This window comes from Actinorectispora metalli (assembly GCF_056323685.1).
This window is the reverse complement of the sequence record NZ_JBREYE010000001.1, coordinates 1,078,229-1,101,781: the sequence shown is the minus strand read 5'-3', so window position 1 is coordinate 1,101,781 and position 23,553 is coordinate 1,078,229. Positions and strand designations below refer to the sequence as shown.

General features: G+C 69.5%; 23 protein-coding genes. 13 read left to right on the top strand and 10 right to left on the bottom strand.

The window, feature by feature from the left end; genetic code table 11:
• The first annotated feature begins 84 nt into the window (after positions 1–84).
• On the top strand, positions 85–231 hold the full coding sequence (locus tag ACU6XJ_RS05095; RefSeq protein ID WP_476307212.1) for a hypothetical protein: 147 nt from the start codon (positions 85–87) through the stop codon (positions 229–231).
• Positions 232–312: 81 nt separating this feature from the next.
• Here ACU6XJ_RS05095 and ACU6XJ_RS05090 read toward each other — a convergent pair whose 3' ends face one another.
• Complete coding sequence (locus tag ACU6XJ_RS05090) at positions 313–1,566, bottom strand: J domain-containing protein (RefSeq protein ID WP_476307211.1); 1,254 nt, start codon at positions 1,564–1,566, stop codon at positions 313–315.
• 213 nt (positions 1,567–1,779) lie between these two features.
• On the opposite strand from ACU6XJ_RS05090, the gene ACU6XJ_RS05085 reads away from it, so the two are divergent.
• Together ACU6XJ_RS05085 and ACU6XJ_RS05080 are read left to right on the top strand one after the other, a co-directional pair.
• Positions 1,780–2,031 (top strand): PLDc N-terminal domain-containing protein, encoded by a 252-nt coding sequence (locus ACU6XJ_RS05085; RefSeq protein ID WP_476307209.1) that lies wholly within the window; start codon positions 1,780–1,782, stop codon positions 2,029–2,031.
• A 51-nt stretch (positions 2,032–2,082) separates the two neighbouring features.
• Entirely contained in the window at positions 2,083–4,053 is a 1,971-nt protein-coding gene (locus tag ACU6XJ_RS05080) for a tetratricopeptide repeat protein (protein ID WP_476307208.1), read from the top strand.
• Here ACU6XJ_RS05080 and ACU6XJ_RS05075 read toward each other — a convergent pair.
• Both ACU6XJ_RS05075 and ACU6XJ_RS05070 read right to left on the bottom strand, forming a co-directional pair.
• Complete coding sequence (locus ACU6XJ_RS05075; RefSeq protein ID WP_476307207.1) at positions 4,037–5,689, bottom strand: hypothetical protein; 1,653 nt, start codon at positions 5,687–5,689, stop codon at positions 4,037–4,039. The two genes, ACU6XJ_RS05080 and ACU6XJ_RS05075, sit on opposite strands and share 17 nt — an antisense overlap.
• A 34-nt stretch (positions 5,690–5,723) precedes the next feature.
• On the bottom strand, positions 5,724–6,119 hold the full coding sequence (locus ACU6XJ_RS05070) for a hypothetical protein (RefSeq protein WP_476307206.1): 396 nt from the start codon (positions 6,117–6,119) through the stop codon (positions 5,724–5,726).
• 210 nt (positions 6,120–6,329) lie between these two features.
• Here ACU6XJ_RS05070 and ACU6XJ_RS05065 point away from each other — a divergent pair, with 210 nt between their 5' ends.
• The 4 genes from ACU6XJ_RS05065 to ACU6XJ_RS05050 all read left to right on the top strand — a co-directional run bounded on the left by ACU6XJ_RS05065 (position 6,330) and on the right by ACU6XJ_RS05050 (position 9,370).
• On the top strand, positions 6,330–6,731 hold the full coding sequence (locus tag ACU6XJ_RS05065) for a PE domain-containing protein (protein ID WP_476307205.1): 402 nt from the start codon (positions 6,330–6,332) through the stop codon (positions 6,729–6,731).
• Entirely contained in the window at positions 6,724–7,293 is a 570-nt protein-coding gene (locus tag ACU6XJ_RS05060) for a DUF3558 domain-containing protein (protein ID WP_476307203.1), read from the top strand. Before ACU6XJ_RS05065 ends, ACU6XJ_RS05060 begins: the two co-directional genes overlap by 8 nt.
• Positions 7,294–7,302: 9 nt before the next feature.
• Entirely contained in the window at positions 7,303–8,517 is a 1,215-nt protein-coding gene (locus tag ACU6XJ_RS05055; protein WP_476307202.1) for a PPE domain-containing protein, read from the top strand.
• Positions 8,518–8,599: 82 nt separating this feature from the next.
• Positions 8,600–9,370 carry an ESX secretion-associated protein EspG gene (locus ACU6XJ_RS05050; protein WP_476307201.1) on the top strand — a complete coding sequence of 257 codons (771 nt, stop codon included), beginning with the start codon at positions 8,600–8,602 and terminating at the stop codon, positions 9,368–9,370.
• A 4-nt stretch (positions 9,371–9,374) separates the two neighbouring features.
• On the opposite strand, the gene ACU6XJ_RS05045 is transcribed toward ACU6XJ_RS05050, so the two are convergent.
• The gene (locus ACU6XJ_RS05045; protein WP_476307199.1) at positions 9,375–10,472 is read right to left on the bottom strand and encodes a saccharopine dehydrogenase family protein; all 1,098 of its coding nucleotides are present in this window, start codon (positions 10,470–10,472) and stop codon (positions 9,375–9,377) included.
• 95 nt (positions 10,473–10,567) lie between these two features.
• Here ACU6XJ_RS05045 and ACU6XJ_RS05040 point away from each other — a divergent pair, with 95 nt between their 5' ends.
• The 3 genes from ACU6XJ_RS05040 (at position 10,568) to ACU6XJ_RS05030 (ending at position 12,183) form a co-directional block, all read left to right on the top strand.
• The gene (locus ACU6XJ_RS05040) at positions 10,568–11,173 is read left to right on the top strand and encodes a flavodoxin family protein (protein ID WP_476307197.1); all 606 of its coding nucleotides are present in this window, start codon (positions 10,568–10,570) and stop codon (positions 11,171–11,173) included.
• Positions 11,174–11,235: 62 nt separating this feature from the next.
• Positions 11,236–11,937, top strand: coding sequence for an SDR family NAD(P)-dependent oxidoreductase (locus ACU6XJ_RS05035; protein WP_476307195.1), 702 nt, complete (start codon positions 11,236–11,238; stop codon positions 11,935–11,937).
• Positions 11,938–12,015: 78 nt separating this feature from the next.
• Positions 12,016–12,183 (top strand): hypothetical protein, encoded by a 168-nt coding sequence (locus ACU6XJ_RS05030; protein ID WP_476307193.1) that lies wholly within the window; start codon positions 12,016–12,018, stop codon positions 12,181–12,183.
• Between the two features lie 38 nt (positions 12,184–12,221).
• Here ACU6XJ_RS05030 and ACU6XJ_RS05025 read toward each other — a convergent pair whose 3' ends face one another.
• The 3 genes from ACU6XJ_RS05025 to ACU6XJ_RS05015 all read right to left on the bottom strand — a co-directional run bounded on the left by ACU6XJ_RS05025 (position 12,222) and on the right by ACU6XJ_RS05015 (position 14,534).
• Positions 12,222–13,727: a S8 family peptidase gene (locus tag ACU6XJ_RS05025; RefSeq protein WP_476307191.1), complete on the bottom strand. Its 1,506-nt coding sequence runs from the start codon at positions 13,725–13,727 to the stop codon at positions 12,222–12,224.
• Between the two features lie 76 nt (positions 13,728–13,803).
• Entirely contained in the window at positions 13,804–14,250 is a 447-nt protein-coding gene (locus ACU6XJ_RS05020; RefSeq protein ID WP_476307189.1) for a DUF4396 domain-containing protein, read from the bottom strand.
• A gap of 65 nt (positions 14,251–14,315) precedes the next feature.
• Positions 14,316–14,534, bottom strand: a complete 219-nt coding sequence (locus ACU6XJ_RS05015; protein WP_476307188.1) for a hypothetical protein — start codon at positions 14,532–14,534, stop codon at positions 14,316–14,318.
• Between the two features lie 114 nt (positions 14,535–14,648).
• Here ACU6XJ_RS05015 and ACU6XJ_RS05010 point away from each other — a divergent pair, with 114 nt between their 5' ends.
• Together ACU6XJ_RS05010 and ACU6XJ_RS05005 are read left to right on the top strand one after the other, a co-directional pair.
• Positions 14,649–15,755, top strand: coding sequence for a carboxylate-amine ligase (locus ACU6XJ_RS05010; RefSeq protein ID WP_476307186.1), 1,107 nt, complete (start codon positions 14,649–14,651; stop codon positions 15,753–15,755).
• A gap of 84 nt (positions 15,756–15,839) precedes the next feature.
• Positions 15,840–18,122 (top strand): penicillin acylase family protein, encoded by a 2,283-nt coding sequence (locus ACU6XJ_RS05005; RefSeq protein WP_476307184.1) that lies wholly within the window; start codon positions 15,840–15,842, stop codon positions 18,120–18,122.
• Positions 18,123–18,146: 24 nt separating this feature from the next.
• Here ACU6XJ_RS05005 and ACU6XJ_RS05000 read toward each other — a convergent pair whose 3' ends face one another.
• From ACU6XJ_RS05000 to ACU6XJ_RS04990, 3 genes are all read right to left on the bottom strand, one after another.
• On the bottom strand, positions 18,147–18,929 hold the full coding sequence (locus tag ACU6XJ_RS05000; protein ID WP_476307183.1) for a DUF899 family protein: 783 nt from the start codon (positions 18,927–18,929) through the stop codon (positions 18,147–18,149).
• Between the two features lie 140 nt (positions 18,930–19,069).
• Positions 19,070–19,714, bottom strand: coding sequence for a nicotinamide riboside transporter PnuC (gene pnuC / locus ACU6XJ_RS04995; RefSeq protein WP_476307182.1), 645 nt, complete (start codon positions 19,712–19,714; stop codon positions 19,070–19,072).
• A 368-nt stretch (positions 19,715–20,082) separates the two neighbouring features.
• A complete protein-coding gene (locus tag ACU6XJ_RS04990) occupies positions 20,083–21,054 on the bottom strand; it encodes a LuxR C-terminal-related transcriptional regulator (RefSeq protein WP_476307181.1) in 972 nt (323 codons plus the stop codon).
• An 821-nt stretch (positions 21,055–21,875) separates the two neighbouring features.
• Here ACU6XJ_RS04990 and ACU6XJ_RS04985 point away from each other — a divergent pair.
• Positions 21,876–23,468, top strand: a complete 1,593-nt coding sequence (locus ACU6XJ_RS04985) for a phytoene desaturase family protein (protein WP_476307180.1) — start codon at positions 21,876–21,878, stop codon at positions 23,466–23,468.
• Positions 23,469–23,553 lie beyond the last annotated feature (85 nt).

Sequence of the window (23,553 nt, the reverse complement as noted above, 5' to 3'; positions counted from 1 at the left end):
CGATCGCAGTCACACCTGTGGCACAGTGTGTCTGAGCTTACGAAGTGGTTTGAGCCACCTGGCTGCGACGAAGGAGCTAGCACGTTGGGCAACACCATTGCGCTAGGCATCATCTTCCTGCTCGCCGCAACGGTCTTGGCGGTCGGATTCATGTTCGTCCTGGTCGCCGGTGCCATCGCGGCAGGCGCGTGGGGCGTGGGCGCCGCGGTGCGCCCGATCCTCGTTCGTTAGAGCTTCACCCCAGCCGAGGGGGCGTGCCCGCCAAGGTCGCGCCCCCTCGCAAACACCAGAGCAGGCTTTCGCGGGCGGCTTTTACTCCGGCACCTGGTTGAGCACGCTGCAGAACACCTGGCGGTCCACCAGGTCCGGCTCGTCGGCCAGCCAAGAGCCGACCTCGCGGACGAATTCCGCCGCCGACAGCGCCGCCACCGGCCAGTCGTTGGGCAGCGCCGAACTCACCTCGCCCTGGGTGTTCGCGTGAATGATGATCACCCCACGCACCTCGGCGTCGGGCACCGCACGGGCAAAGGACAGCACCGACGGCGCCAGCGCAACCGACCCGCCCGCGAACGGGCTCCCACCGCGCAGCGCGTTGCCCCAGCCGTCGGTGGAGTACCGCCCCGCCTGCCAGATGCGGGAGGAGATCAGCACCAGCCGCCGCCCGCACAGCACGGCGTGGTCGATGCGCCGGTCCGGATCGTCGGGCAGCACCACCCCGTGGAAGATCCGCACCGCGGGAAGCTTGCCAAGGTAGCGCTTGAGCAGATCCGCGGTGAGCTGCTCGCGCAGCGACACCTGCTCGACGTCGCCGATGTAGCTGTCCTCCGCGGACGGCTCGCCGTAGATCTTGCGGACGAGGTACTCCGGTTCGAACACCACATCGGTGGCCCTGGCCGCCAGGTACCGCTGCCCCAGCGGCGGCACCACGACCAGGCCCGCGCCGAAGACCAGCCCGCAGGCGATGAACAGCCGGTTCGGCTGCGGCTGCACCACCTCGGCGGACACCGACAACGCGACCGCGGCGAAGGAGATCCACGCCAGCGCCTGCGGGTAGTAGGAGCCGCGGATGCGGAGGATCACGTAGGCGGCGGGGATGAACAGGATCAGGTCGAAGAAGTCGATGCCGTCCAGGAACGCCAGCACCAGCGCCGCTACCCACAGCGCGAACCACAGCCCGCCGAGCAGGAGGAACGGTTTGCGGTAGGCGTCGAACGGTGGTGACCAGCGCAGCGGCGCCTTCGGGTCCACCCAGTCCATCCACGGCAGATCCGCCCTGCCCAGTTCGGGCAGCTCCGGCTCGATGGTCTGCTGCGGCGGTTCCTCCTCGACGACGGGCTCGGTGGGCACCAGGTCGTCGACGTGACCGTTGCGGCCCAGGTCGTAGCGGGCCCGTCGAATCGGGTCGGACAGCGTCTCGTAGGCCTCTTGGAGACGCAGGAAAAGCCCGGACGTCCCGATCTTGTCCGGGTGCACCACCCTGGCGAGTGAACGGTAAGCGCGCTTGATCTCATCGGGTGGAGCATCGCGTGCGATACCCAGAACCTGGTAGTGGTCTGCGGCTGCCACGCGGGTCACCCCCCTGGCGTCAGGTTTGCCGAGCGGGACCAAGGATACGTGTGGCCTCCCGAAATCGAGTTCTCAACCGCTCCGCGCGTCGGCGAACGGTAGATCACGAATCATCCCGTGGTCCGATCCCGGATCAGACCGCATGCCGACGAGTGCCTACACCCCGTGCTCATACCGTTGCTCCATCAGCCTGAATCGGAAGGAGCACCAACGATGCCTGCCCAGTCTTTCTTGGGCATCCCCGACGAGGCCTGGAGCGTCGCACTGATGACCGCCGTGCTCGCGGTCGTCGCCCTCGCCGTGGTCTCGATCATCGCCGCGTTCTTCAGCATCCTGGCCGCGGATCTCGACGGCGGTCTGAAACTTGTCTGGTTGGTGTTCCTTTTCATCGCGCCCTTTGTCAGCGCCCTGCTCTGGTTCGCCATCGGCCGCCGCCAACGCCGCTATGCCTTGAGCGGTCACTGAGCTTGGCGAATCGGTGATCTTCCGCCGCCGCTCTCGGTTATCGTCGGCGCCGTGGACTCGCCCGCCCAGCTCCCGACACCCCGCCAACTGCTGTACGTCACCCCCGACTTCACCAACCAGCTGGGGGTGCTGCGCAAGCTGGACGAGGCGGTCACCCGCAGACCCGCCCTGGTCGTCGTGCGCGGTCTGGCGGGCATCGGCAAGACCACCGCGGTGTGCCACTGGTGCCTGACCCGTTCGGAACCGGAAGCCGGGCAGCTCTACGCCGACTTCGGCCGCCGCGAGGACGGACCCGCCAGCGCCACCGATGTGGTCGCGAACCTGCTGGCCGCCTTCGACGTGCCGCGCGCCGGCGTGCCGGACAGCCTGGAAGGCCGCGCCGCGCTGCTGCGCTCACTGCTCACTGAGCGCCCGATGTACGTGGTGTTGGACAACGTCACCACCGCATCCCAGGTCCGCCCGCTGCTGCCCGCGGCGGGGGACTCCGTCGTGATCGTCATCGACGCGGGTGCGGGCGTCTGGATCCCCGGCGCCCAGGTCGTGGACGTCGAGCCGTTCGAACGGTCCGCGGGCCTGGAACTGCTCGGCAGGTTGGCCGGTGCGGACCGGCTGGCCGCCGAACCGCCCGCGGCCGAGCAGCTGTTCGAGATCAGCGACGGGCTGCCCGCCGCGCTCGGGGTGATCGGCGGCCTGCTCAACCGGCATCCGCGTTGGCCGGTGTCCCGGCTGGCGGGCATGCTCGGCGACGAGACCCGGCGCCTGGAGCGGTTGCACCTCGGTGAGGACATGTCGGTGCCCGCCGTGTTCGATGCCGCCTACCGTGAGCTGCCCGAGCAGGCTCAGGCCTGCTACCGGGCGGTCGGCCTGCAGCTCACCGCGGGCGATTTCTCCGTGGACGCCGTCGCCGCCACCATGGGCGTCGATCCGGAGGATGCGAGCGATCAGCTGATGCGCCTCGCCGACGCACGGCTGGTGGAGGAGACCCGCCAGGACCGGTACCGGACCCACCGCCTGGTGTGGCGCCATGCCCGCGGGGTTGCCGAGCGGGACCGCGACTCCGACCTGCGCGAGGACGACCTCGGCAGGCTGCTCGACCACTACCTCCAGTTGGCGGTGGACGCCGATTTCGCGGTGGTGCCCAAGCGGTACCGGGTTGGTGGGCGGACCGCCTCCCGCGCGATGGACAAGGACGAGGCGTGGGCGGTGCTGGAGTCCGAGCGGCACAACCTGCGGGCCGCCGTCGACTGCGCCCATGTCCTCGGCAGGCATGACCTCGCCTGGCAGTTGGCCGAGGCCATGTGGGAGTTGTGTTTCCACCGCAAGTACGTCGAGGACTGGATCGGCGGTCACCTCACCGGCCTCGCAGCGGCGCAGGCCTGCGGTGACGAGGAAGCTGAGGCGAAGCTGGCCAGCCAGCTGGGGTTCGCTTACCTGCACCGCGAGGAGTTCGACGAGGCCATGGCCCGCTTCGAGCACGCGGCGTCAACCGCGCGGCGCGCGGGAAAGGACGCGGCGGAGGCGACCGGCTGGGAGTCGGCGGGTCTGGCGCTGCTCGAACAGGAACGGTACGAGGAGGCGCTGGTCTTCTTCCGCCGCTCCTTCGACCTGGCGGAGCGGATCGGCGACCCGCGGCGATCCGGGCTGATCCGGCACCACACCGCGCGGGCGCTGACCGGGCTCGGCTCGCACGCCGAGGCGCTGCTCCTGCTGGATGAGGCGGCGAGCCTGCTCGCCTCCGATGAGTACAACCTGGCGCGGGTGGCGACCAGCCGCGGCATCGCGCTGGTCGGCGTCGGCGAGTACGAGGCGGCGGAACGCGCGTTCGACCAGGCGCTGCACGGGATGCGCGGCAACCACTTCGAGCGGGCTCGGGTGCTGGTGGCACAAGGTGATCTGCTGCGAGCGAGGCAGGATTCGCTTGGAGCCGAGCGGAAGTATCGCGCCGCACTGGAGATCTACGAGGCCTGGCAGCACCGTCGGCAAGCCGCGAAGGTGACTGCGAAGCTCACCGCGCGGGCCTGATCGACAGCCTGATCCGCCTGCTGCCTAACGCCACCGTGAGCTCGGCGCTGCTCGGCGACCGGTGGACCAGAGCCGCCGCCAAACCCGCATCCGCCGTACCGGCCACGTGCAGCAACGCACCCCGCTTGGTCGCCACGAGGCAGCCATCACCCGCGACGGTGCCTGCCACCTCCGCGGCAGGGCGCTCGACCAGCAGGGCACCCAGCGCCTCCGCCGCGTGTACACCGGGGTCGGTCAGCACGACCACCTCTGCCAGATCCCGCAGTCGCCGGTCTGGCTCTGTGTCATCGCCGACCACGAACGCGCCGCGCGGCATAACCTCCGCGCTGAGCAGCACCTCCGCGGGGAAGCGCTCCACGGTGTAGGCCTTGCTGATGGTCATGACCTGCGTCGATACCCGTTGTGGCAAGCAGGAGGCGGGGACCGGCACCGCGGCCAGCCGCGCGGGCCAAGCGGGCTCGGGCAGATCGAGCAACTCGTACAGGGAACGGCGGATGGCGCTCGCGGCCTCGCCCGGCATGGAGGTGGCCTGGTCGGTGATCTCGCGCCAGCGGTCCGGTCGGTGCCCGACGATGGCCTGATCGACCTGGTCGCGCAGGTTGTCCTGGCGTAGGCGGGGGAGTACCGCTGCGAGGGTGGCGATGGGGGAGTGTGGGTCGATCAGACCGATGGGGAAGGCGGTCTGCAACACCGGCCTGCCCGCCGCCGCGGCGTAGAACAGCACCGAGCCGTAGTCACCGAGCACCAGGTCCGCCGCGATGAGTGCGGCACGCCAGCCTTCCTCAGGGGGCATCAGCACCAGTCCGCCGCGTTCGCACGATGCCAGCCAGGAACGCAGACCCCATGGCGAGTGCCAGTCCCAGATGTTGGGGTGCAGGACGCCGACCACGCGGTAGGAGTCCATCGGCAACGCGGCGAGCAGGCGGCTGAACAGCTCGGGATGCTTGCCGAACAGCGATTCGCTCGCCCAGGTGGAGGAGACAACCACCAGTGTCTGGTCATTCTGCAGTCCGAACGCCGAGCGGTAGGCGCGGCGCAGGTCGGTGCCAGCCTGGATGCGGTCCAGGCACGGGTCGCCGACGATCTCCGCGACCTCGGCGGCGGGTGGGCAGTAGCTTCGCAGCCGGTCCAACTGCTCGGGATGCGACAGCGCGATGCGGCTGGGGATCAGCTTGCCGTCGTGCAGCAGCCATTCCTCGGAAAGCCCGAAAACCGAAGACGCGTCAGCGTCTTTCGGTTTTCGGTTTTCGGTTTTCGGTTTTCGGGATAAGTATTTATTGTATCCCATTCCGTGTGGGAAAACGGCGAGCGGAGAATTCAGTTCTTGCAGGTCACCGCCATAGCTGGCGGATACCGCGAGGTCGAATCGGGCCGTTTTCGCCTCGTCCCAGGGAATCACCGCCATGCCGAGTTCGCGGAGCATGTCGCGGACCGGCGGGCCGAACGGCGAGGAACCGGGACAGGTGAACAGCACCTGGAGGCGCAGGTCGGAGTCGAAGACGCCGAGCACGTCCAGCAGGCGGGTCAGGGCGGTTCGGTTGTGCACCACGCCGAGCACGGTGCGCCGGGTACGTCGGGTCGACCAGTCGGCCGCCGCCGGATCGCTGGGAAGGGCGACGAACCCATGATCGAACACAACCGGCCACATTACCGGGAGGTGGACGCGCTCCCTAGGCGCCGAAGGTGATGTTGCCGTGGATGTCGCGGGCCTGCACCACGTTGCCGGTGCTCGAACCGTTGATCTGGTTGATCACGTTGTCGCGTTCGGCGTGCAGTTCGGTGCGGGCCTGCTCCCAGGTGCGGCGCAGCCGGTCCGCGAACACCGGGTCCTCCGCGGTGACCTCGCCAAGGGCCTCGGCCAGCGCGGCGACCTCGGCGGAGTCCGCGGGCGCCTTCGGTGCCGCCACAATTGCCTTGTCCAAAGTGGACGCGGCAGGCTTGCCTGCGAACTTGTCCTTCACCAGCCGGTACAGCGAGGCCAACGCGCTGCGCCCACCGGAGGCCAGCGCGCCCGCCGCCTTGGCCGCCAACGCGCCCGCGATCGCCATCAGCAATGGATCGGCCATGAATACCCTTCCGTGGATGTCCCTTTCGCCTTTGTAGCGCAGCACCCTCGACCGCCGCCGCCGAAAACGCCAAGGTCCACCCGCCTGGCCATCCGGTACGTTGAAGATGTGGCCTGCGTCACTTGGGTGGTGTTCCATCACGTCGCCTGATCGGGTTCGATACCGTTAGTGCGCGGGAACCAATGGGGACGTGTCGGGAGGGGGCTCGTCATGACAGGCTTCGGCCGGATGTTCGAACTGGTACAGCACGTAGGCAAGATGATGCAGCTGGCCAACTACTCAGCAGCCAACGTGCAGATGCAGATCGACCCCGAACACGTCGAGAAGGTCGCCAGTAAGTTCGAGCAGATGGCTTCCGACCTGCGTCAGCGTCAAAGTGACGTCGAGCAGTTGGCGATCATCGTGGCGCCGGGCACGGACCCTGTGAGCACACAGGCAGTGCAGCAGTTCGGCAAGGTTGCTCAAGGCGATAGTCAGGCCTACCTCGACAACTACACGAAACTGGTGGAGTCGTTGAGGGGAACAGCGGCCAATCTGCGGGCATCAGCGGGTCGAGTGCGCTACAGCGAAGAGACCAACGAGTCAACGATGGGTGGTTCCGGGCGTGCGTAAGCTGCTCCCGATCGTCGGGATGGTTCTGCTGGTGGTGACGGGCTGCGGTGGCGGTGAGGCAACGTCGACCACGCAGACCACGCCGTCGCCGACCGAAACGTCGAGCAATGGTCCGACCTTGACGGCGCCGCAGAAGAACATCTCGGTGCCGGACAAGTGCGCGATCGTTCCGGAAGCCAAGCGCGTTGAACTCGGCATCAACACCCCACCCAAGGCACGTGAATCAAATGGTGCTCCTGGCTGCGAGTACACGATGGACCCCTTTGCCACCGGATACACAGTGTGGGTCGGAATCAACTCTGTTCGCGACTATTCGTCGTGGGAGCAGAGTCGGTCGGCTTATGGGGTCAACGAGGACATCAAGGCCGGTGACTACGCGGGGTTGAAGCTCTCCCGCAAGGTTGACAACAACAACTGCATCTTCGTTGTGAAGGTCGCAGATGGGGGCAACATCGTTGTGAGTCTCACTTCGTCCACAAAGGACGAGAAGCCGGTGAACAATCCCTGCCCGCTGGCGCAGCAATTCGCTGAGGCCGCGGTGCAGAACCTGCCCAATGCCTGAGGGGGAAGCATGAGCGGACGGCAGATCAATCCCTACAACTTCGACGGCTCGTCCCTGAAGGAGATGCGGGGCTGGGTCGACAGCGGTGCCGGTCCTGGTGACCTGCAGACCAAGAGCGACGGCTGGATGGCCGAGCAGAAGTACATGGCTCAGGTCGCCACCGACATCAAGAACCTGCTCACCGAGGTCAAGGCGGGCTACAAGGCCAAGTCGGCCGATGCCGCCGACATCGCCGTCTCGCCGCTGTCCCTGTGGGCCGATGTGGCCGCGGGCCAAGCCGAGATCCAGGCCAACTCAGTGCAGCAGCAGGCCAACTCCTTCGCCACGGTGAAGAGCACGGTCCCGAACACCACCGAGGTCAAGGACGTCCCAGACGACAACGTCTTCGAGCGCGGCTGGGCGTGGATGACGGACTCCACCACCGACAAGCAGGATGCCGAAGCGCACAACGAGGCGCTGAGGCAGAAGGCAGTCGAGGCGTTCAAGACGTATCAGACCGACAGCACCTCGCACGTCAGCACTACGCCGTACTACGAGCCGCCGGTTGCGGTCGAAGCCGCGCAGGGTGGTGGCAGCACTTCCTCCGGTGAGCGGGTCGGCAGCTACAGCGGCGGTCCGAGCCAGACCGGCGGTGGTCACAGTGGCAACGTCGGCGGTGGCAGCGGCTACCAGCCCGGTGGCGGAGGCGGACAGGTGCACCAGTACCAGCCGCCCACGGGTGGCGGTGCCGACATTCCCGGCTCCACAACCGGTCAGGGCTACCAGCCGCCGGTCACCACCCCGGCGCCTCCGCAGGGCCCCTACACCCCAGGTCCCGGCCCGAACCCGCAGGTCGGCGCGCAGCCGCCCTACGCGGCGGGCCTCGGCATGCCGCCCGGAACCGGCGGCGGTGCGGGTGGCCCCGGTGCGGGTGGCGCGGGCGGTGCAGGCGGTCGCGGCGGAGCGGGCGGCTTCGGTGGTCGTGGTGGCGTTGGCGGAGGCTTTGGCCCGGGTGGCGGTGCGGGCCTCGGCGCGTTGGACGACGGCCCCAACTCCCAGCGCGGTGGCGCGGCAGGCGCCCGTGGCGCGGCGGGCCAGGGCGGCATGGGTGGCGCCGGGGCCGGTGCCCGTGGTGGCCAGGGCGAAGAGGACCAGGAGCACCAGCGCCCGTCGTGGCTGGTGGAGACCGAGGACGTGTTCGAGAACGACATGCCCCGCGTCGCCCCGCCGGTGCTCGGCGAATAGTCAACAACCCGTGAGCGGTGGCCGACCTTGGGGCGTCGGCCACCACTCGCGGCCTCTACGTGCGGAAACGAGGTTGGTTGCGGTGGCGGTGACGGTGTCTGCCCGCGCCTTCGATGTGGCCTGGCAGCATCTGGACATCGGGCCCAAGCCGCTGATCTTCACCTGGACCACCGGCGCCATGCCGGAGGACGACTACCGGCGTGAGGTGGCCAAGGCGTGGGAGGAGCTCAACGCGCTGGGCGCCGCCGAGGGCGACGAGCTGGCCCCCGACTTCGAGGACGCCCTCACCACCCTTGACAAGCCCGCCCGCATGGTCGACGCCCGACTGCGCTTCGGCGAGCGGGAGGTCCGCGCCCAGGTGACCACCGGCGGCGGCCTCGTGGTGCTCGGTGTACTGGAGGACGGCAAGATCACCGTCGAGACCTCCCGCACCGCGAGCATGACCAGCCTGATCCTCGGCCTGCTGCCCGAGATCCCGCCCGGCACCGGCCAGAGTGTGTCCATCCCCAGCGCCGCCCTCGACGCCAGCGCCGCCGAGGCAGGCGAAAACCCGCACGCCATGCTCAACGGCCTGATCGCCCGCGGCGTCCGCACCGAGGACGCCCGCATGCTGGTCAGCATCGCGGGCGAGCCCCGCACCGCCCAGGGCCAGTTCGGCCTGGAGATCTGGAGCGAGTGGGGCATGCCTCAGCGCGCTCCAGCCATCGTGTCCTGGTTCGACACCGCCAACGGCCGCTACCTGATCCAGAAACTCCGCTCCGGCACCGAGCCGTACACCACGGTCGCCCCAGCCGACAAGCGCCGCCTCGCCCAGCGCATCGACGAACTGGCCCGCCTGATCCCCCAGGTCTAGCGCCCTAAACCCGGCGTAGGCCTGCTTCGGCGCAGCCTGCTTCGAGGGCGTCCAAGCCGAAGGCCTCGATGGGGCCCAGCGCGCCGGGGGTGGTGACGGCGCCGTCGGCGCAGCGGCGGGCGGCCCAGGACATGATGTCGGCGGTGAAGTCCCACGCGTTCGCGCCGCGCAGGGTGACCTCGGTGAGCGGGCCGCCGTCGGCGTCGTAGGCGGCGGCCACGATGTGGGAGCGGACCTTGCAGGCGTTCTCCGGCGTCGGATCGGTGGTGGCCGCGGCGAACAGCTTCCGGGCGCCGCGAATCGTCGCCGCGCGCAGCGGGTTCCACCGGTTCAGCAGCGGCAGCACTCTGGCGCCCGCGTGCAGCGGCCTGGTCAGCGGGCCGAACCAGCCGAGGTAGACATTGACCTCGGCAAGCTGCGGGAACGACCGGGGCAGCGCGAGGTGCTCGGTGGCGCCGATGGACAGCGCGGGCCGGGAGTGACCGTCCACGCTGAACTTGCGCATCCGGATTCCGCCCGGCTCCTCGTGGATACCGTCGCGCCAGCTGAACATCGGCTCGGTGATCACGCCCGCCAGCGAGTCCGTGGTGCCCGCGGCCGCGGGCATGCGCGCCTTGCCCGTCACGTAGTAGCCGACGTCCACCCGCACCGCGTCCGGCCCCGCGTCGCGCAGCGCGAGCCCGGCGGCGAGGTTGCCCGGCACGAAGTCATAGCCGAACGCGGTCAGCAGCGTCGCGCCCGCTTTCACGGCGAGCGGACCGTAGTTGTCGAAGACCATCCTGATGAACGGCGGTTCGCCGGTGGAGTCCACGTAGTACGCACCGGAGCGGACCGCGGCGCCCAGGATCGGCTCGCCCAACGAGGCGAAGGGGCCGATGGTCGACATGACCACATCGCCCGGCCGCATGAGCTCATCCAGCGACTGGGAGTCAGTGATGTCCACGGCGGCGATGTCCAGCCCGCCGAGCCGGTCGGCCATCGCGGCCAGCCGCTGGCCGTTGCGACCCGCCAGCAGCGGCCGCACACCCGCGTCGACCAGGGCGCCTGCCAGCCTGCTTCCGGTGTGCCCGGTCGGGCCGAAGACCACGAACCTGGAGCTCATTGATGGCCTCCTCTAATCGGGTGGCTCGTCGAGTCGGCCGCCGCCCGCATGGGTAGGCCCATCGGGTCGGCACCGCCTAGCCTAGGACCCTCCACATGCGTGCGCTCGTCCTGAACTGCACCCTCAAGTCCACACCCGAACCGTCCAATACGTCGGCCCTGGCCTCAGTCGTTATCGCCGCGTTGCGGGAACGCGGCGTGGAGTCCGAGGAGATCCGCATCGTGGACCACCACGTGCCGCCGGGCGTCTCCACCGACGAGGGCGACGGCGACGACTGGCCCGCCATCCACCGCAAGCTGTTGGACAGCGAGATCCTCATCATCGCCACTCCGACCTGGCTGGGGCATCCTTCCTCGGTCGCCCAGCGGGTGCTGGAACGCATGGACGCCATGCTGTCCGAAACGGACGATGCCGGAAAACCCGTGGCGTACAACAGGGTCGCCGGGGTGATCGTGACCGGCAACGAGGACGGCGCGCACCACGTGATCAGCGAGGTCAGCGGGGGACTGATCGACATCGGCTACACCATCCCCGGCCAGTCGTGGACGTACTGGAACATGGGCCCAGGTCCGGGTCCGTCCTATGCGGACACCGACCACGGCAAGGAGTGGTCGCACCGCACTGGCAGGACCATGGCGGCCAACCTCGTCGCGGTGGCCAAGGCGCTCGCCGGGTCGGCGATGAGCGCACCGCCCGAATAGGGCTGTACAGCCGATCGTGATCGGCCATAGGCTCCCAACCCCCAACACAGGGAGCGGGTGTCTTGTCGGACAAGAAGATCGCCGTCGTGACCGGAGCGAACAGGGGCATCGGCAAGGCTGTGGTCAGACAGCTTGCCGACCGCGGCTACCTGGTGGTGCTGGGTTCCAGAGACCTGGACAAGGGCAGACGGGCCGCCGAGGAGCTGTCCACCGACGGCCGCCGCGTCATCGCCCGGCAGCTTGACGTGACCGACGCGGCGGGCGTTGACCGCATCGCGATCGAGTTAGCCGAGACGACCGGCATGGTCCATGTGCTGGTCAACAACGCCGCGGTGCTGTACGACACCTGGCAGCGACCCGCCAACGCCGACCTCAGCCAGGTCAGGGAGGCGCTGGAGACCAACGTCCTCGGTGCCTGGCGGTGCACCCAGATCTTCGCGCCGCTGCTGCGCAAGGCGGGCGGCGCCCGCGTGGTGAACGTGTCCAGCGCGGCGGGCTCGCTGGCGAGCATCGGCGCCACCACCCCCGCCTACGCGGTGTCCAAAGCGGCCCTGAACGCCCTGACCATCAGCTTCGCCGCCGAGCTCAAATCGGACCGGGTGCTGGTCAACGCGGTCTGCCCGGGGTGGGTCGCCACCGACATGGGCGGGCCCGGTGGCCGTTCCATCACGGCGGGCGCGGCGAGCGTGGTGTGGGCCGCGGACTTACCCGAGGATGGGCCGACCGGCGGCTTCTTCCGTGACGGTCAGCCCATCGACTGGTAGCGATTCGATCACGGCGGCATGGCCTTGGGGCGGTCTGGGTACTTCGGGCCCAACCGCCTGGCAGAAAGGGGAACATCAATGTTCGCCATCGTCGCCGCCATCCTCTTCGGACTGGCCCTGCTGCTGGACCTCATCGGCGCATCGCTGGGCAACGTCATCACGGAGAACACGCTGACGCTGGCCGGTCTCCTGTGCGTCGCCCTGCACCTCGCGGGCGTCGGCAGCGGCTGGCGGGTCCGGAGATAGTCAGGCCGCACCCCGGAGCGCCCAGCTCCGGGGTGCGCCTAGAACGTCAGGCTCCACCGGTCCATCACCCCGGCGTGCTCGGCCCGCTGGTCGGTGATGGACAGCTCCCACGTGCCCTCCGCCGCGCTCGCCGAGGCGTTCACGACGTAGCTTCCGCGCAGGTCGGTTGCCGCGTCCTCGGCGTTGGCGCGTTTGAGCGTGAACCGGGTGCCGTCGGGCGCGCGGAGTTCGAGCACCAAGTCGCCGCGCCGTTCGTGGCGCAGGTCCACGTCGATGCGCAGGGCCTTCGGCGCCTTGCCCGCCACGCCCTTGACCTCGATGGTGCTGCGCACCGCCTGCTCGTCGGCGATCGGCGTGTCGGCCTCGTTCACGAAGTGCCCCCTGACGGGCTGGTCCTCGCTCTGCAGGCACCGCGTGTACAGCAGCAGTGGCGGCGAGCCCGCCGGGTCCGTGACGGCGTCCTTGGTGGCGCAGCCGGTCAGCTTCTCGGCGATCTCGGCAGGCGCCGCGGTCGGGTGCTCCTGGAGCAGCAGCGCCACCGCGCCCGTCACATGCGGCGCCGCCATGGACGTTCCGCTGAACGCGACCGTGGCGTCATCGGCCTGGTTGGACGCCGACTCCACGTCCGAGCCGGGGGCGAAGATGTCCACGCAGCGGCCGAAGTTGGACTTGGGCCAGCGGGTGTCGTGCGGGGTGCTGGCGGCCACCGTGATCGCCTCGGTGACCCGGCCCGGCGAGCCGCCGCAGGCGTCGGCACTGGAGTTGCCCGCCGACAGCACGACCGGGATGCCCGCCTTGACAGCGGAGCGCACAGCGGCGTCGGCGGCGCGGTTCGGCCCGCCGCCCATGCTGGCGTTGATCACGCTGGGCTGGAGCCGGTTGCGGATCACCCAGTCGATGCCAGCGACGAACCAGGAGAAGCTGTTGTTCTGCTGGCAGCCCAGCACCCGCACCACGGTGACCCGCGCGGTCTTGGCCACCCCGTGCGAGCCGCCCGCCGCGATGCCCGCAACGTGGGTGCCGTGGCCGGTGCAGTCCTCCATCAAACCGTCGTCGACGAAGCTCGGGCCGCGGGTGGCGCGGTCGCCGAAGTCCTGGTGGCTGGGCCGGACCCCGCTGTCCAGCACGTAGATGTCCACGGTGGGTGTCGCCCAGTGCCGGTACTCCTGGTTCAGCGGCAGTTCCCGCTGATCGATGCGGTCCAGTCCGTACACCGGATCATGCTGCACGGCATGGGCCTGCATCAGACCGTCCGCCTCGACCGCGGCCACCCGGGGATCGGTCGCCAGCCTGCCCGCGTCTTCGGCGCTCATCCTGGCGGAGAACCCGTGCAGCGCCGCGGTGTAGACGTGGTCGACGTCGGCGTTGTACGCCGCGCCCAACTCGGCGGCCAGATCGCCCGCCGACATCGCCGTCATACCCTGTTCCATGGTCACGATGTAGCCGCCGGTTGGGCTGTCCACAGTGGCCGGTGCGGGCGTGGTGACCAGCGCGAACAACAGGACGCAGGCGGCGGTCAGCCGAACGTGAAGGCTCCTGTGCATGGCCGAATGCTGCGCTCACCTCCGATAAGCGGCAACACGGCGGATGAGGCTGTACCCGAGCAGGTGAGGACAGGTTTCAGTGGCCCGCGTGGTGGTACTGGTGCACGACCGCGTGGCCCTTGCCGCGTCCGATCAGCCAGCGGTTGACCGGCACCGTCAGCACGAACGCGATGCCCAGCGCGACCGCGAGGCTCACCCAGAACAGCCAGGACACCACGCCCGCGTGCATCGCGCCGGGGATCAGCACCATGATCGCGTTGTCCACGATCTCCATCACCGCGATCGACACCGTGTCCGCGGCCAGCGCCACCGGGATCGCCCGGCGCAGCGACAAGCCCGAGCGCAGGATCGGCCCCAGGGTCAGCGCGTAGCCGAACAGGAAGGCCAGCGCCACGGCAAGCAGGATGGTCGCCAGGTTGGACCAGCCCAGCGCGGTGCCGATCACCATGCCGAGCACCTCGCCGATGGCACAGCCGGTCAGGCAATGCAGGGTCGCTCGGACGGCCTGTCTGGTCAGGTCCATGGGTTCCTCCTCGGCAGCGGAAGCGTCACCCACGCCCAACTACTACCCCCGGGGGGTATATTCCGTCAGTGGTCGAGGAAATGTTCCAGATCGATGCAGACGGCCGTCTCCGCCCCGCTGCGGATTCGTTCGCTGGCTGTCTCCAACTCCCGCCGCAACGCTCTGAGCTCCTCGACGTCCAGGCACCTGCTTTGCAGGATCTGGCCGGTGTCAGCGTCTTCCACGGTCAGCGCCACAAGCTGGAACTCGCGGTCCGCCGTGAGCTTGATGTTGGCTGATGGCACGTCTCAGAGATTCTCCAATCCCCTCACGGTCAAACCATTCCCTGATCGGGTAGACGTTTCCTGCCGCGTCCGCCGGGGGTACCTCCAGCCCACACGGAAGAACCGGAGCGCGGCTTGAACGAACTCACCATTGGCGTCGAGGAGGAGTTCCTCCTCGTCTACCCCGACAGCGGCGAACTCGCCGCGAAGGCGGGCGAGGTGCTCCGCGCCGCCGCCCAGCCGGACGCAGACCTCCAGCGCGAACTGACCCCCGTCCAGGTCGAACTGGCCACCCCGATCTGCCACAGCGCCCACGAGGTCGCCAAGCAACTCGCCGACCTGCGCGGCGCCTTGGCGGGCGGCGCGGAACGCAACGGGCTGCGCCTGATCGCCAGCGGCACGCCCGTCGCCCAGCACAACCAGGCCCCCATCACCGAGGGCGCGCGTTACCGGCGGATGGCCGAGCACTTCGGCGCGCTGGCCGATTCGGAGGTGATCTCGGGCTGCCACATCCACATCGGCATCCCCGACGAGGAAACCGGCCTCCTGCTGTCCAACCACCTGCGCCCGTGGCTGCCGGTGCTGATGGCCGTCAGCGCCAACTCCCCGTTCTGGCGCGGCGGCGACACCGGTCACGCCGCCTGGAGACCCACGCTGTGGTCCCGCTGGCCGACCGCGGGCCCGACGCCGTACTTCGGCTCGCTGGCCGACTACCGGTCCAGTGTGGACGCTCTGCTCCAGGTGCAGGCGGCGCTGGACCGCAAGATGGTCTACTGGGACATGCGGCTGTCGGAGGACCAGCCCACCCTCGAAATCCGCACCTGCGACGTCGCGGGCACCGTCGAGGAAGCCGCCTTCCTCGCGGGCTTGGTGCGCGGCCTGGCTGCCGCGGCGTTCACCGACATCGACAACGGCGAGCCGCCGCTGCCGATCCCCTCCGAGGTACTCAAGGCCGCCCTCTGGCGGGCCGCCCACGACGGTCTCGAAGGCCGCGGCCTCAACCCGCAGACGGGTCTGCTGGAGCCCGTGCACACCACCCTGCGCAGGCTGATGGACCGCATCCGGCCACATATCGAGGACGATCACCGTTTCATGGAGCGCGTCCTGACGGAACTGAGGGCACGCGGCGGCTCGGCCGCCCGCCAACGCAAGGCGCACAACCGCCGCGGCGCACTGTCGGACGTGGTGGACCTGCTGGCCGAGCAGACCCGAGGATCGCTCTTCGACCGAACGGCCGGGTGAGGCACCGACGAAAGCAGGCGGCCATCCCCCGGATCACCGGGGTAGTGTCGGCTCCGCCAGGTCGGTGATCCGGGGGAGGCCGCTGTGGTTGTCAGGCGTGTTCTGAGCTGGACCGTGCCCGTTGTTCTCGCCGCCGCGATGATCACTGCGGGCCTGCCCGCGGTCGCCGCGCCCGCGCCGGGCGTGCTGATCGAGCGGACCGAGTACGGCATCCCGCACATCACCGCCCGCGACCACCGCGGGCTGGGGCTGGGCTTCGGGTACGCCTACGCCGAGGACAACCTGTGCCAACTGGCCGAGCGGGTGGTGACGCTGGCGGGGGAGAGGTCCCGCTGGTTCGGGCCCGACGCGATCGCCACCGACGTCGACAACCCCGGCCTCAAGCGCACGAACCTGGACAGCGACACCCTGTACCGCTCGCAGTACGCCACCGCCTACATCGAGCGGATGCTGGCCGCACCCGGCGGCCCCTCGCGGCAGGCCCGCGACCTGACCGCCGGGCATGCCGCGGGCTTCAACCGCTACCTCGCCGAGAAGGGCGTCACCGACCCCCGCTGTCGGGACGCGGGCTGGGTGCGTCCGATCACAGAGGTGGACCTGTGGCGCCGCGGCCTGCAGATCAGCAGGCTGCGCGGTATCGAGCAGTACGGCAGCGCCATCGTGGCCGCGGCCCCGCCAGGACAGTCGCGCGACGCACTGCCCGCCGTCCCCGAGCCCGCCATCGCGGGCAGCAACGCCTTGGCCGTGGGCCGGGAGGCGTCGAAGGACGGCGGCGGCATGGTGTTCGCCAACCCGCACTTCCCGTGGACCGGCCCCAACCGCTTCTACCAGGCGCACCTGCGCATCCCCGGCAAGCTCGACGTGGCCGGTGCGGCTCTGCACGGCCTGCCGGTGGTGGCCATCGGCCACAACGCCTGGCTGGGCTGGTCGCATACGGTGTCCACCGCCACCCGCCACGTGGTGTACCGACTGCCGCTGGTGCCCGGCGATCCGACCAGCTACCTGGTCGACGGCAAGCCGGTGAAGATGCGGGCCGAGACGGTGACCGTCGGCGACCGCGGCCGGACCCTCTACCGCAGCGAGTTCGGACCCATCGTCGCCACCGACGCGATGCCGTGGACCACGCAGTTCGCCTACGCCCTGCGCGATATCAACGCCGCCAATGTGCGCGGCATCGACCAGGCGCTCGCCATGGCCGGTGCCCGCGACCTGAACGCTCTGCACGGCGCGCTCAAGTCAGTGCAGGGCATGCCGTTCGTCAACACCATCGCCGCCGACCGGCACGGCAACGCGGGCTACGCCGATGCCTCGGTGGTGCCGCACCTGACCGATGAGCACGCCGCCCGCTGCCTGAACACCGAGGCGGACCGCGCACTCTTCGCCACCCGCGGCATCGCCGTCCTCGACGGCGCCCGGCCCGAGTGCGCGTTGGGCACCGACCCGGATGCCGTTGAGCCCGGAATCTTCGGCCCGTCCCGCTGGCCGCTGCTGGTCCGCGGCGACTACGTCTCCAACTCCAACGACAGCCCCTGGCTGACCAACCCCGCGCAGCCGCTGAGCTATCCGCGCATCTTCGGCGACACCGGCACCCCGCGGTCGCTGCGCACCAAGGTCGCCATCGACCTCGCCGAGCAGCGCAAGGCGGGCACGGACGGCCTCGGCAAGCCCAAGTTCGACCTGCCGAGCCTCACCGGCATGTTCAACTCCGAACGCGTCCTCAGCGCCGAACTGGCCAAACCCGACCTGCTCCGCCTGTGCGCGCAACTGTCCACACCGGAGGCCAAGGCGGCCTGCGCCGCATTGTCCGCCTGGGACAACCGGTCCAGAGCCGACAGCAGGGGCGCCGCACTGTGGCGCACGTTCTGGTCCAAGCTGCCCCCGGACCGCTGGACGGTGCCCTTCGACCCCGCCCAGCCGCTCACCACCCCGCGCGGCCTCGCCATCGACAAGCCCGCGGTCCGCGCGGCGTTCACCGACGCCGTCGCCGCGTTCACCGCCGCCAAGGTGCCCTTCGACGCCCCACTCGGCACCGTGCAGCAGGCCGCCAAGAACGCGCCGATCGGCATCCCCGGCTGCCCCAGCCGGGACGGCTGCTACAACGTCATCGAGCCCCCACTCGCCGCGCCCGGCCCCGACGGCACCTTCGGCCCGATCATCCACGGCAGCAGCTACGTGGCGGCCATGCACTTCACCCCGTCCGGCCCCCGCGTCCGCTCGCTGCTGACCTACGCCCAGTCCACCAACCCCGCCTCGCCCCACCACTGGGACCAGACCAGGCTCTTCGGTCGAGGCGACTGGGTCACCGAACGCTTCACCCAGCGCGAGATCAACGCCAGCCCCGCCCTGACCAGGACAATCCTCCGCTGAGACCCACGCCGCCGACGCGGCCCGTCAGTGGTGGGAGTCGTTCCTGCCGAGTGTCTCCACCGGGGTCGCGCCGGGGCGAGTCCACTGCGGCACAGGGCGGCTGGTCGGGCCCCAGGTGGCGTTCCCGTCCGCGTCCGAACGCCAGTACCAGCACGCGTCGCGCCCCTCGGGCCGACCATCGGGCTTGTCCTCCCACCTCTCGCCGCGGCCGTAGGGCGTCAGGTCGAGCAGGTAGAAGGACCCGCCTGCGGGCTCGATGCCGCGGGACGTCGTGGAGTAGGTGAGGAACACGCGGTCGCCGTCGCGCAGGAAGCAGGTGAGGTGCCCCATGTCTTCGCCGACCGGCCCCGGAACATCGCGCACCGAGTACCAGGGCTGGGTGTAGCCCATGAACTCGACGTAGGAGGCCACCTCATCCCACCGGCCCGAGGTCAGGAAGGCGAACGAGACGCCGCGGGCGTTGAGGTAGACGGCGTCCTTGAGTTGCCAGGCCAAGGTGGTGCAGCCCTCGCACTGCCCCTGGTGCGGCGCCCCGTCGTGCCACATGTGCTTGTAGACCACAAGCTCGTCACGACCCTGGAACAGCTCCAGGAACGGAACCGGTCCGTCAGGCCCGATGACCTCGACCGTCCCGTCGAACTCCACCATCGGCAGCCTGCGGCGGGCCGCGGCGATGGCATCGCCCTCGCGGGTATGGGCCTTCTCCCGGACCAGAAGCTCGTCACGGGCGGCCTGCCAGGTGGCCAGGTCGACAATGGGCGGGCGACCGGGCAGCGCGGTCGGCGGGTCATTCGGCGTGATGGTCATGGTGCGCTCCGTGGTGTCGTGCCGGGCAGCGTCATACGACGCCGTTCAACACCAAGACAGACCAGCGGCGCGGCCGAAACTCATCGTGGCGGGCCCGCCCTCGGCCGAGCCTGGACGGACCGCGTCCCGCCGAGACCCGCTTACTGCCGTTCGGCGCCGCCCACGAGCGCGGCGACCTTCCGCCTACGCAGGTCGCCACCCCAGTCCCGCAGCCCGACAATGCACAGCAGCAGGAAGACCGTGTACAGCAGCGCGGTCAGCCACAGATCCTTGTAGATGTAGAGCGGCACATAGATCACGTCCACCAGGATCCACAGCCACCAACACTCCAGCAGCTTTCGCGCCTGCCCATACATGGCCATCAGCGAGATCGCGGTCGTCACCGCGTCCAGGAACGGCACCGTCGAGTCGGTGGCCCGGTCCAGCAGCAACCAAAGCCCCACGGTGGTGGCCGCACCGGCGCCGATCAACCACGCCCACTCGGCGGCCCGGGTCCGCCGCACCAGCAGCCCGCTATGCCGCTCCCCGCCGTAAAGCCACTGCCACCACCCGTACACCGCCAGCAGGGTGTACACGACCTGCAAGCCCGCATCCGCGTACAGCCCCGACCCGGTGAACACCACCAGGTACATCAGCGTGTTGAAGATCCCGATCGGCCAGCTCAACACCCGCTGCCGCGCAACGAGATACACGTTGAGCACCCCGGCGACGAACCCCACGAACTCGGCCACCGAAACCGGCGCCCCGAACAACGTGAACACCGAACTCCCCAGCAACTCCAACACCGCAACCCCCACCCCAGCCTGACGTCCAGCCGAGTATGCCTGGCCTCCGACCGCCTGGCTCCCAACCGCCATGCCCCAAGAGCGCCAGGTCCGACGAGCGTCAGGTCCGACGGGCGCCAGGCACGACGAGCGCATGCCCGACGAGCGTCAGACCCCAAGAACGTCAGACCCCACCCCTAGGCTCGATTTGGGGGGAGCTCAACCCGGTCGACCACCCAGGGCGTCATGGTGTCGCCCCAGGGGAGCATCATGCGCCCGCAGGTCGACATCATGACCGCCCAGGAGACACGCGGCGGCGCATCGGCATTGCCTGCCCTGATGCGGCATGCCACTTTCGGGTGACATGCCGCTCCGGGCGAGCGCCGGGGTCAGAGCCAGCCGCGGCGGGTGGCCTGGACGCCCGCTTGGAAGCGGGTGGTGGCGCCCAGCCGTTCCAGGAGTACCGCCGTGCGGCGGACGACGGTGCGCCGGGAGAGGCCGAGGCGGCGGGCGATGGTCTCGTCGGTGGCGCCCGCGGCCATCAGGGTGAGGATCTGACGGTCCCGGCCGTCCAGCGGGTCGGCGCCCTGGCCGGTCGACATCGGCACCGCGAGCATCCACAGCGTCTCGAACACGTCGATGATCGCCGTGAGCAGCCCGGAGGGGTGCACCAGCAGCGTGGCACCGTCGGCGAGCCCGTCCGGGTCCAGCGGAAGCAGCGCGCAGCTCTCGTCCCGGATCGCCACCTTGATCGGCGGCTCCCGCAGCACGCGCGCCTGCTCGCCGGAGGCCATCAGCGACATCAGCGCGCCGCAGCGCACCGGGTCGTCGTAGATGCTCTCGTGGTAGATCGTTCGGTAGCGGATTCCCTCGCCCATCCGCGCCTGCTGCCGCGCGCACTGCTCGCCGTACTCCTCCGCGCTGCCCGCCACATAGGGCGGCCGGTCGATCAGCCGGATCTGCACGCGGGCATCCAGCTGAAGCTGCTCGAAGTGCGACTTGAGCAGCTGGTTGTCGGAGACCACCTCAAGGCCGGGATACTGCCCGGCGGCCCGCCGGGCGAACCGGAACAGCTGGGCGAGCTGGCCCCCGGCGGCGCGCATGGCCGCGCTGTGGCGTTCGTGTGCGCGCAACGCGGTCTCCGTGATCAACTCCGGTGGCTGGGGCTCCCACGGTCCGGCGCTGTCCGATCCGAGGTTCGTGACGACATGGTTCGCGACGAGCTTGGTGAGGGTGGCCCGGACGGTGTGCTCCTCCAAGTTGGTCGCCCCCGCCAACTCCTCGATGCTGGCTTTGGGCAGGCGGACCATGGCTTCATAAACCCGCCCTTCGAGGGTGTCGGGCTGAAGCGCTTCGAGCATGAGCGGTACCTCCACAAGGTGTGAGCTACCACAACGTGGTGGCTCAACTGAGACATCAGCTCGCGTGCGCCATCGCAAACTCTGTTCTCCGATAGAAACGTGCGGCCCCACCGGAGCGTTCAACGTCCGGCTCGGGGTCTGCGAGATTCAACGACGATCCGCCTGGATGGTTAGCCGTTGAGTCATGCAGTAACGCCATGACCGCAGGCCGGTCACGATCTGTTATGCCAATCAGCCATAGCACCGTGATTTCAGTTACGCGGATGCACAAATGGAGTAGGCTGTGTACTGCGAGATGGCGTTTAGTCACCATCTGCGCGTTACTGGGGATCTGATTCGTTCGTTGTACGCGTGTCGCGTCAGGGCATACGGCGTGTTCCGTCTCACTATGGGACGCAGCGCGAAGGAGTGGGAAATGGCTGAGGAACCCCCCGGGGATATCAGTTACCGGGAAAGGGCCATGCTGCGTGCGGTTGCCGCAGGCCGGGCCCAAATGATGGCCGGATGCGGCTGTGACCTGGCGATTGACGGAGCGTGGTGCGATCACTTCGCGGCCCAGCACCTGTTGCAGGCCGGCTTGATCCGCCCCGTCGGACCGTCGGCGGTAGGCCAGATGGTCGCCGTGGAGATCACGCCTGCAGGCCGGGCATTGCTCGATTCGAGGGCTCCTGCCGCCCTTGCGGGTTAGTCCGACACCTGGGTGGGAACGCCTCACCCATGTGGAGGATGGCGGAGACGGGTGTCGATCCGGTCGCGAGACTGCTTAGCCCATATGTGCCACACAATTTCTTCACAGAATTCAGTCGTGGCGAGGGGCGCAGGTGAGCAACGCGGGCAGTGAGGCCGCCGACGCGGTGATCGTCGGCGCCGGACCCAACGGACTCGCGGCGGCAAACCTGCTGGCAGACGCCGGTTGGAGCGTCCTGGTCCTGGAGGCCGCCGAGGAACCCGGTGGAGCGGTGCGCACAGTGGAGTTCACCGCTCCCGGTTTCCGCAACGATCTCGGCAGCGCCTTCTACCCGCTGGGCCGGGTCTCCCCGGTGCTCAACGGCTTGAACCTGGAAGAGCACGGACTCCGCTGGTGCCATGCCCCGCTCGTGTTGGCCCACGTGCTCGGCGATGGCGAGTGCCACGTGATCTCCCGCGATATCGCCGAGACCGTGGCGACGTTCTCCGCCGAGGACGCCGAGTCATGGCATGACCTTGCGACACAGTGGAATCGCATCCGCGAACCCCTCATCAACAGCCTGCTGCTCCCGTTCCCCCCGGTGCGCAACGGGCTCCGGCTCGCCGCCGCCCTCGGCCCCGCCGACGCGCTTCGCCTGGCACGCATGCTGGCGCTTCCCGTCCGCAGGCTCGCCGAGGAACGCTTCACCGGCCGCGGCCCGCAGGCGCTGCTGGCGGGCAACGCCCTGCACGCCGACCTCGGCCCCGACAACGTGGGCAGCGGCATCTTCGGCTGGATGCTCGGCATGCTCGCCCAGGACGTCGGCTTCCCGGCACCCGAGGGCGGCGCGGGCGAACTCTCCGCGGCACTGGTGCGCAGGCTGACCTCCTTGGGCGGCCGCGTCGACTGCGGGCGCCCGGTCCGCGAGGTCATCGTCCGCGAAGGCAAGGCACTCGGCGTGCGCGACGCCGACGGCAACCCCGTCCGCGCCCGCCGCGCCGTGCTCGCCGACGTCCCCGCACCCATGCTGTACCGCGACCTGGTCGGAGCAGAGCACCTGCCGCCCCGGCTGCTCACCGACCTGGACCGCTTCCAGTGGGACAACGCCACGATCAAGGTGGACTGGGCGCTGCGCCAACCGATCCCGTGGGAGGCCGAACCCGCCCGCCGCGCGGGCACGCTGCACCTGGACGCCGACGTCGACGGCCTCACCACCTTCGCCGCCGACCTCGCCCGCCGCACCGTGCCGCGCAACCCGTTCCTACTGCTCGGGCAGATGACCACCACCGACCCGACCCGTTCCCCCGAGGGCACCGAATCGGCCTGGGCCTACACCCACGTGCCCCGCGGCCTGCGCTGGGACCAGGCGCGGCTGGAGCGGTTCGCCGACAAGATCCAGCAGATCATCGAACGGCACGCCCCCGGATTCACCTCCCGCATCAAGGCCCGCCACGTCCTGGGCCCCGGAGACCTCCAGCGCATCAACCCCAGCCTGGACGAGGGGGCGATCAACTCCGGCACCGCCTCCATCCACCAGCAGCTGATCTTCCGCCCGGTGCCTGGCCTGGCCCGCGCCGACACCCCGGTCGACCGCCTCTACCTGGCCAGCGCGTCGGCTCACCCCGGTGGCGCGGTCCACGGCGCCCCCGGCGCCAACGCCGCCCGCGCCGCCCTCACCCGCGCGGGCGCCGCAGGCCCCCTCTACGCGGGCGCCATCAAAACGGCCCATCGCATCCTCTATACCTGACTCCGCCCCCGGTTTAGCGACCAAAACTCCGGTGGAGGGGTGCGTCGGCCTGGTGTAGGCCGCTAAACCGAGGGCGGAATCCGTA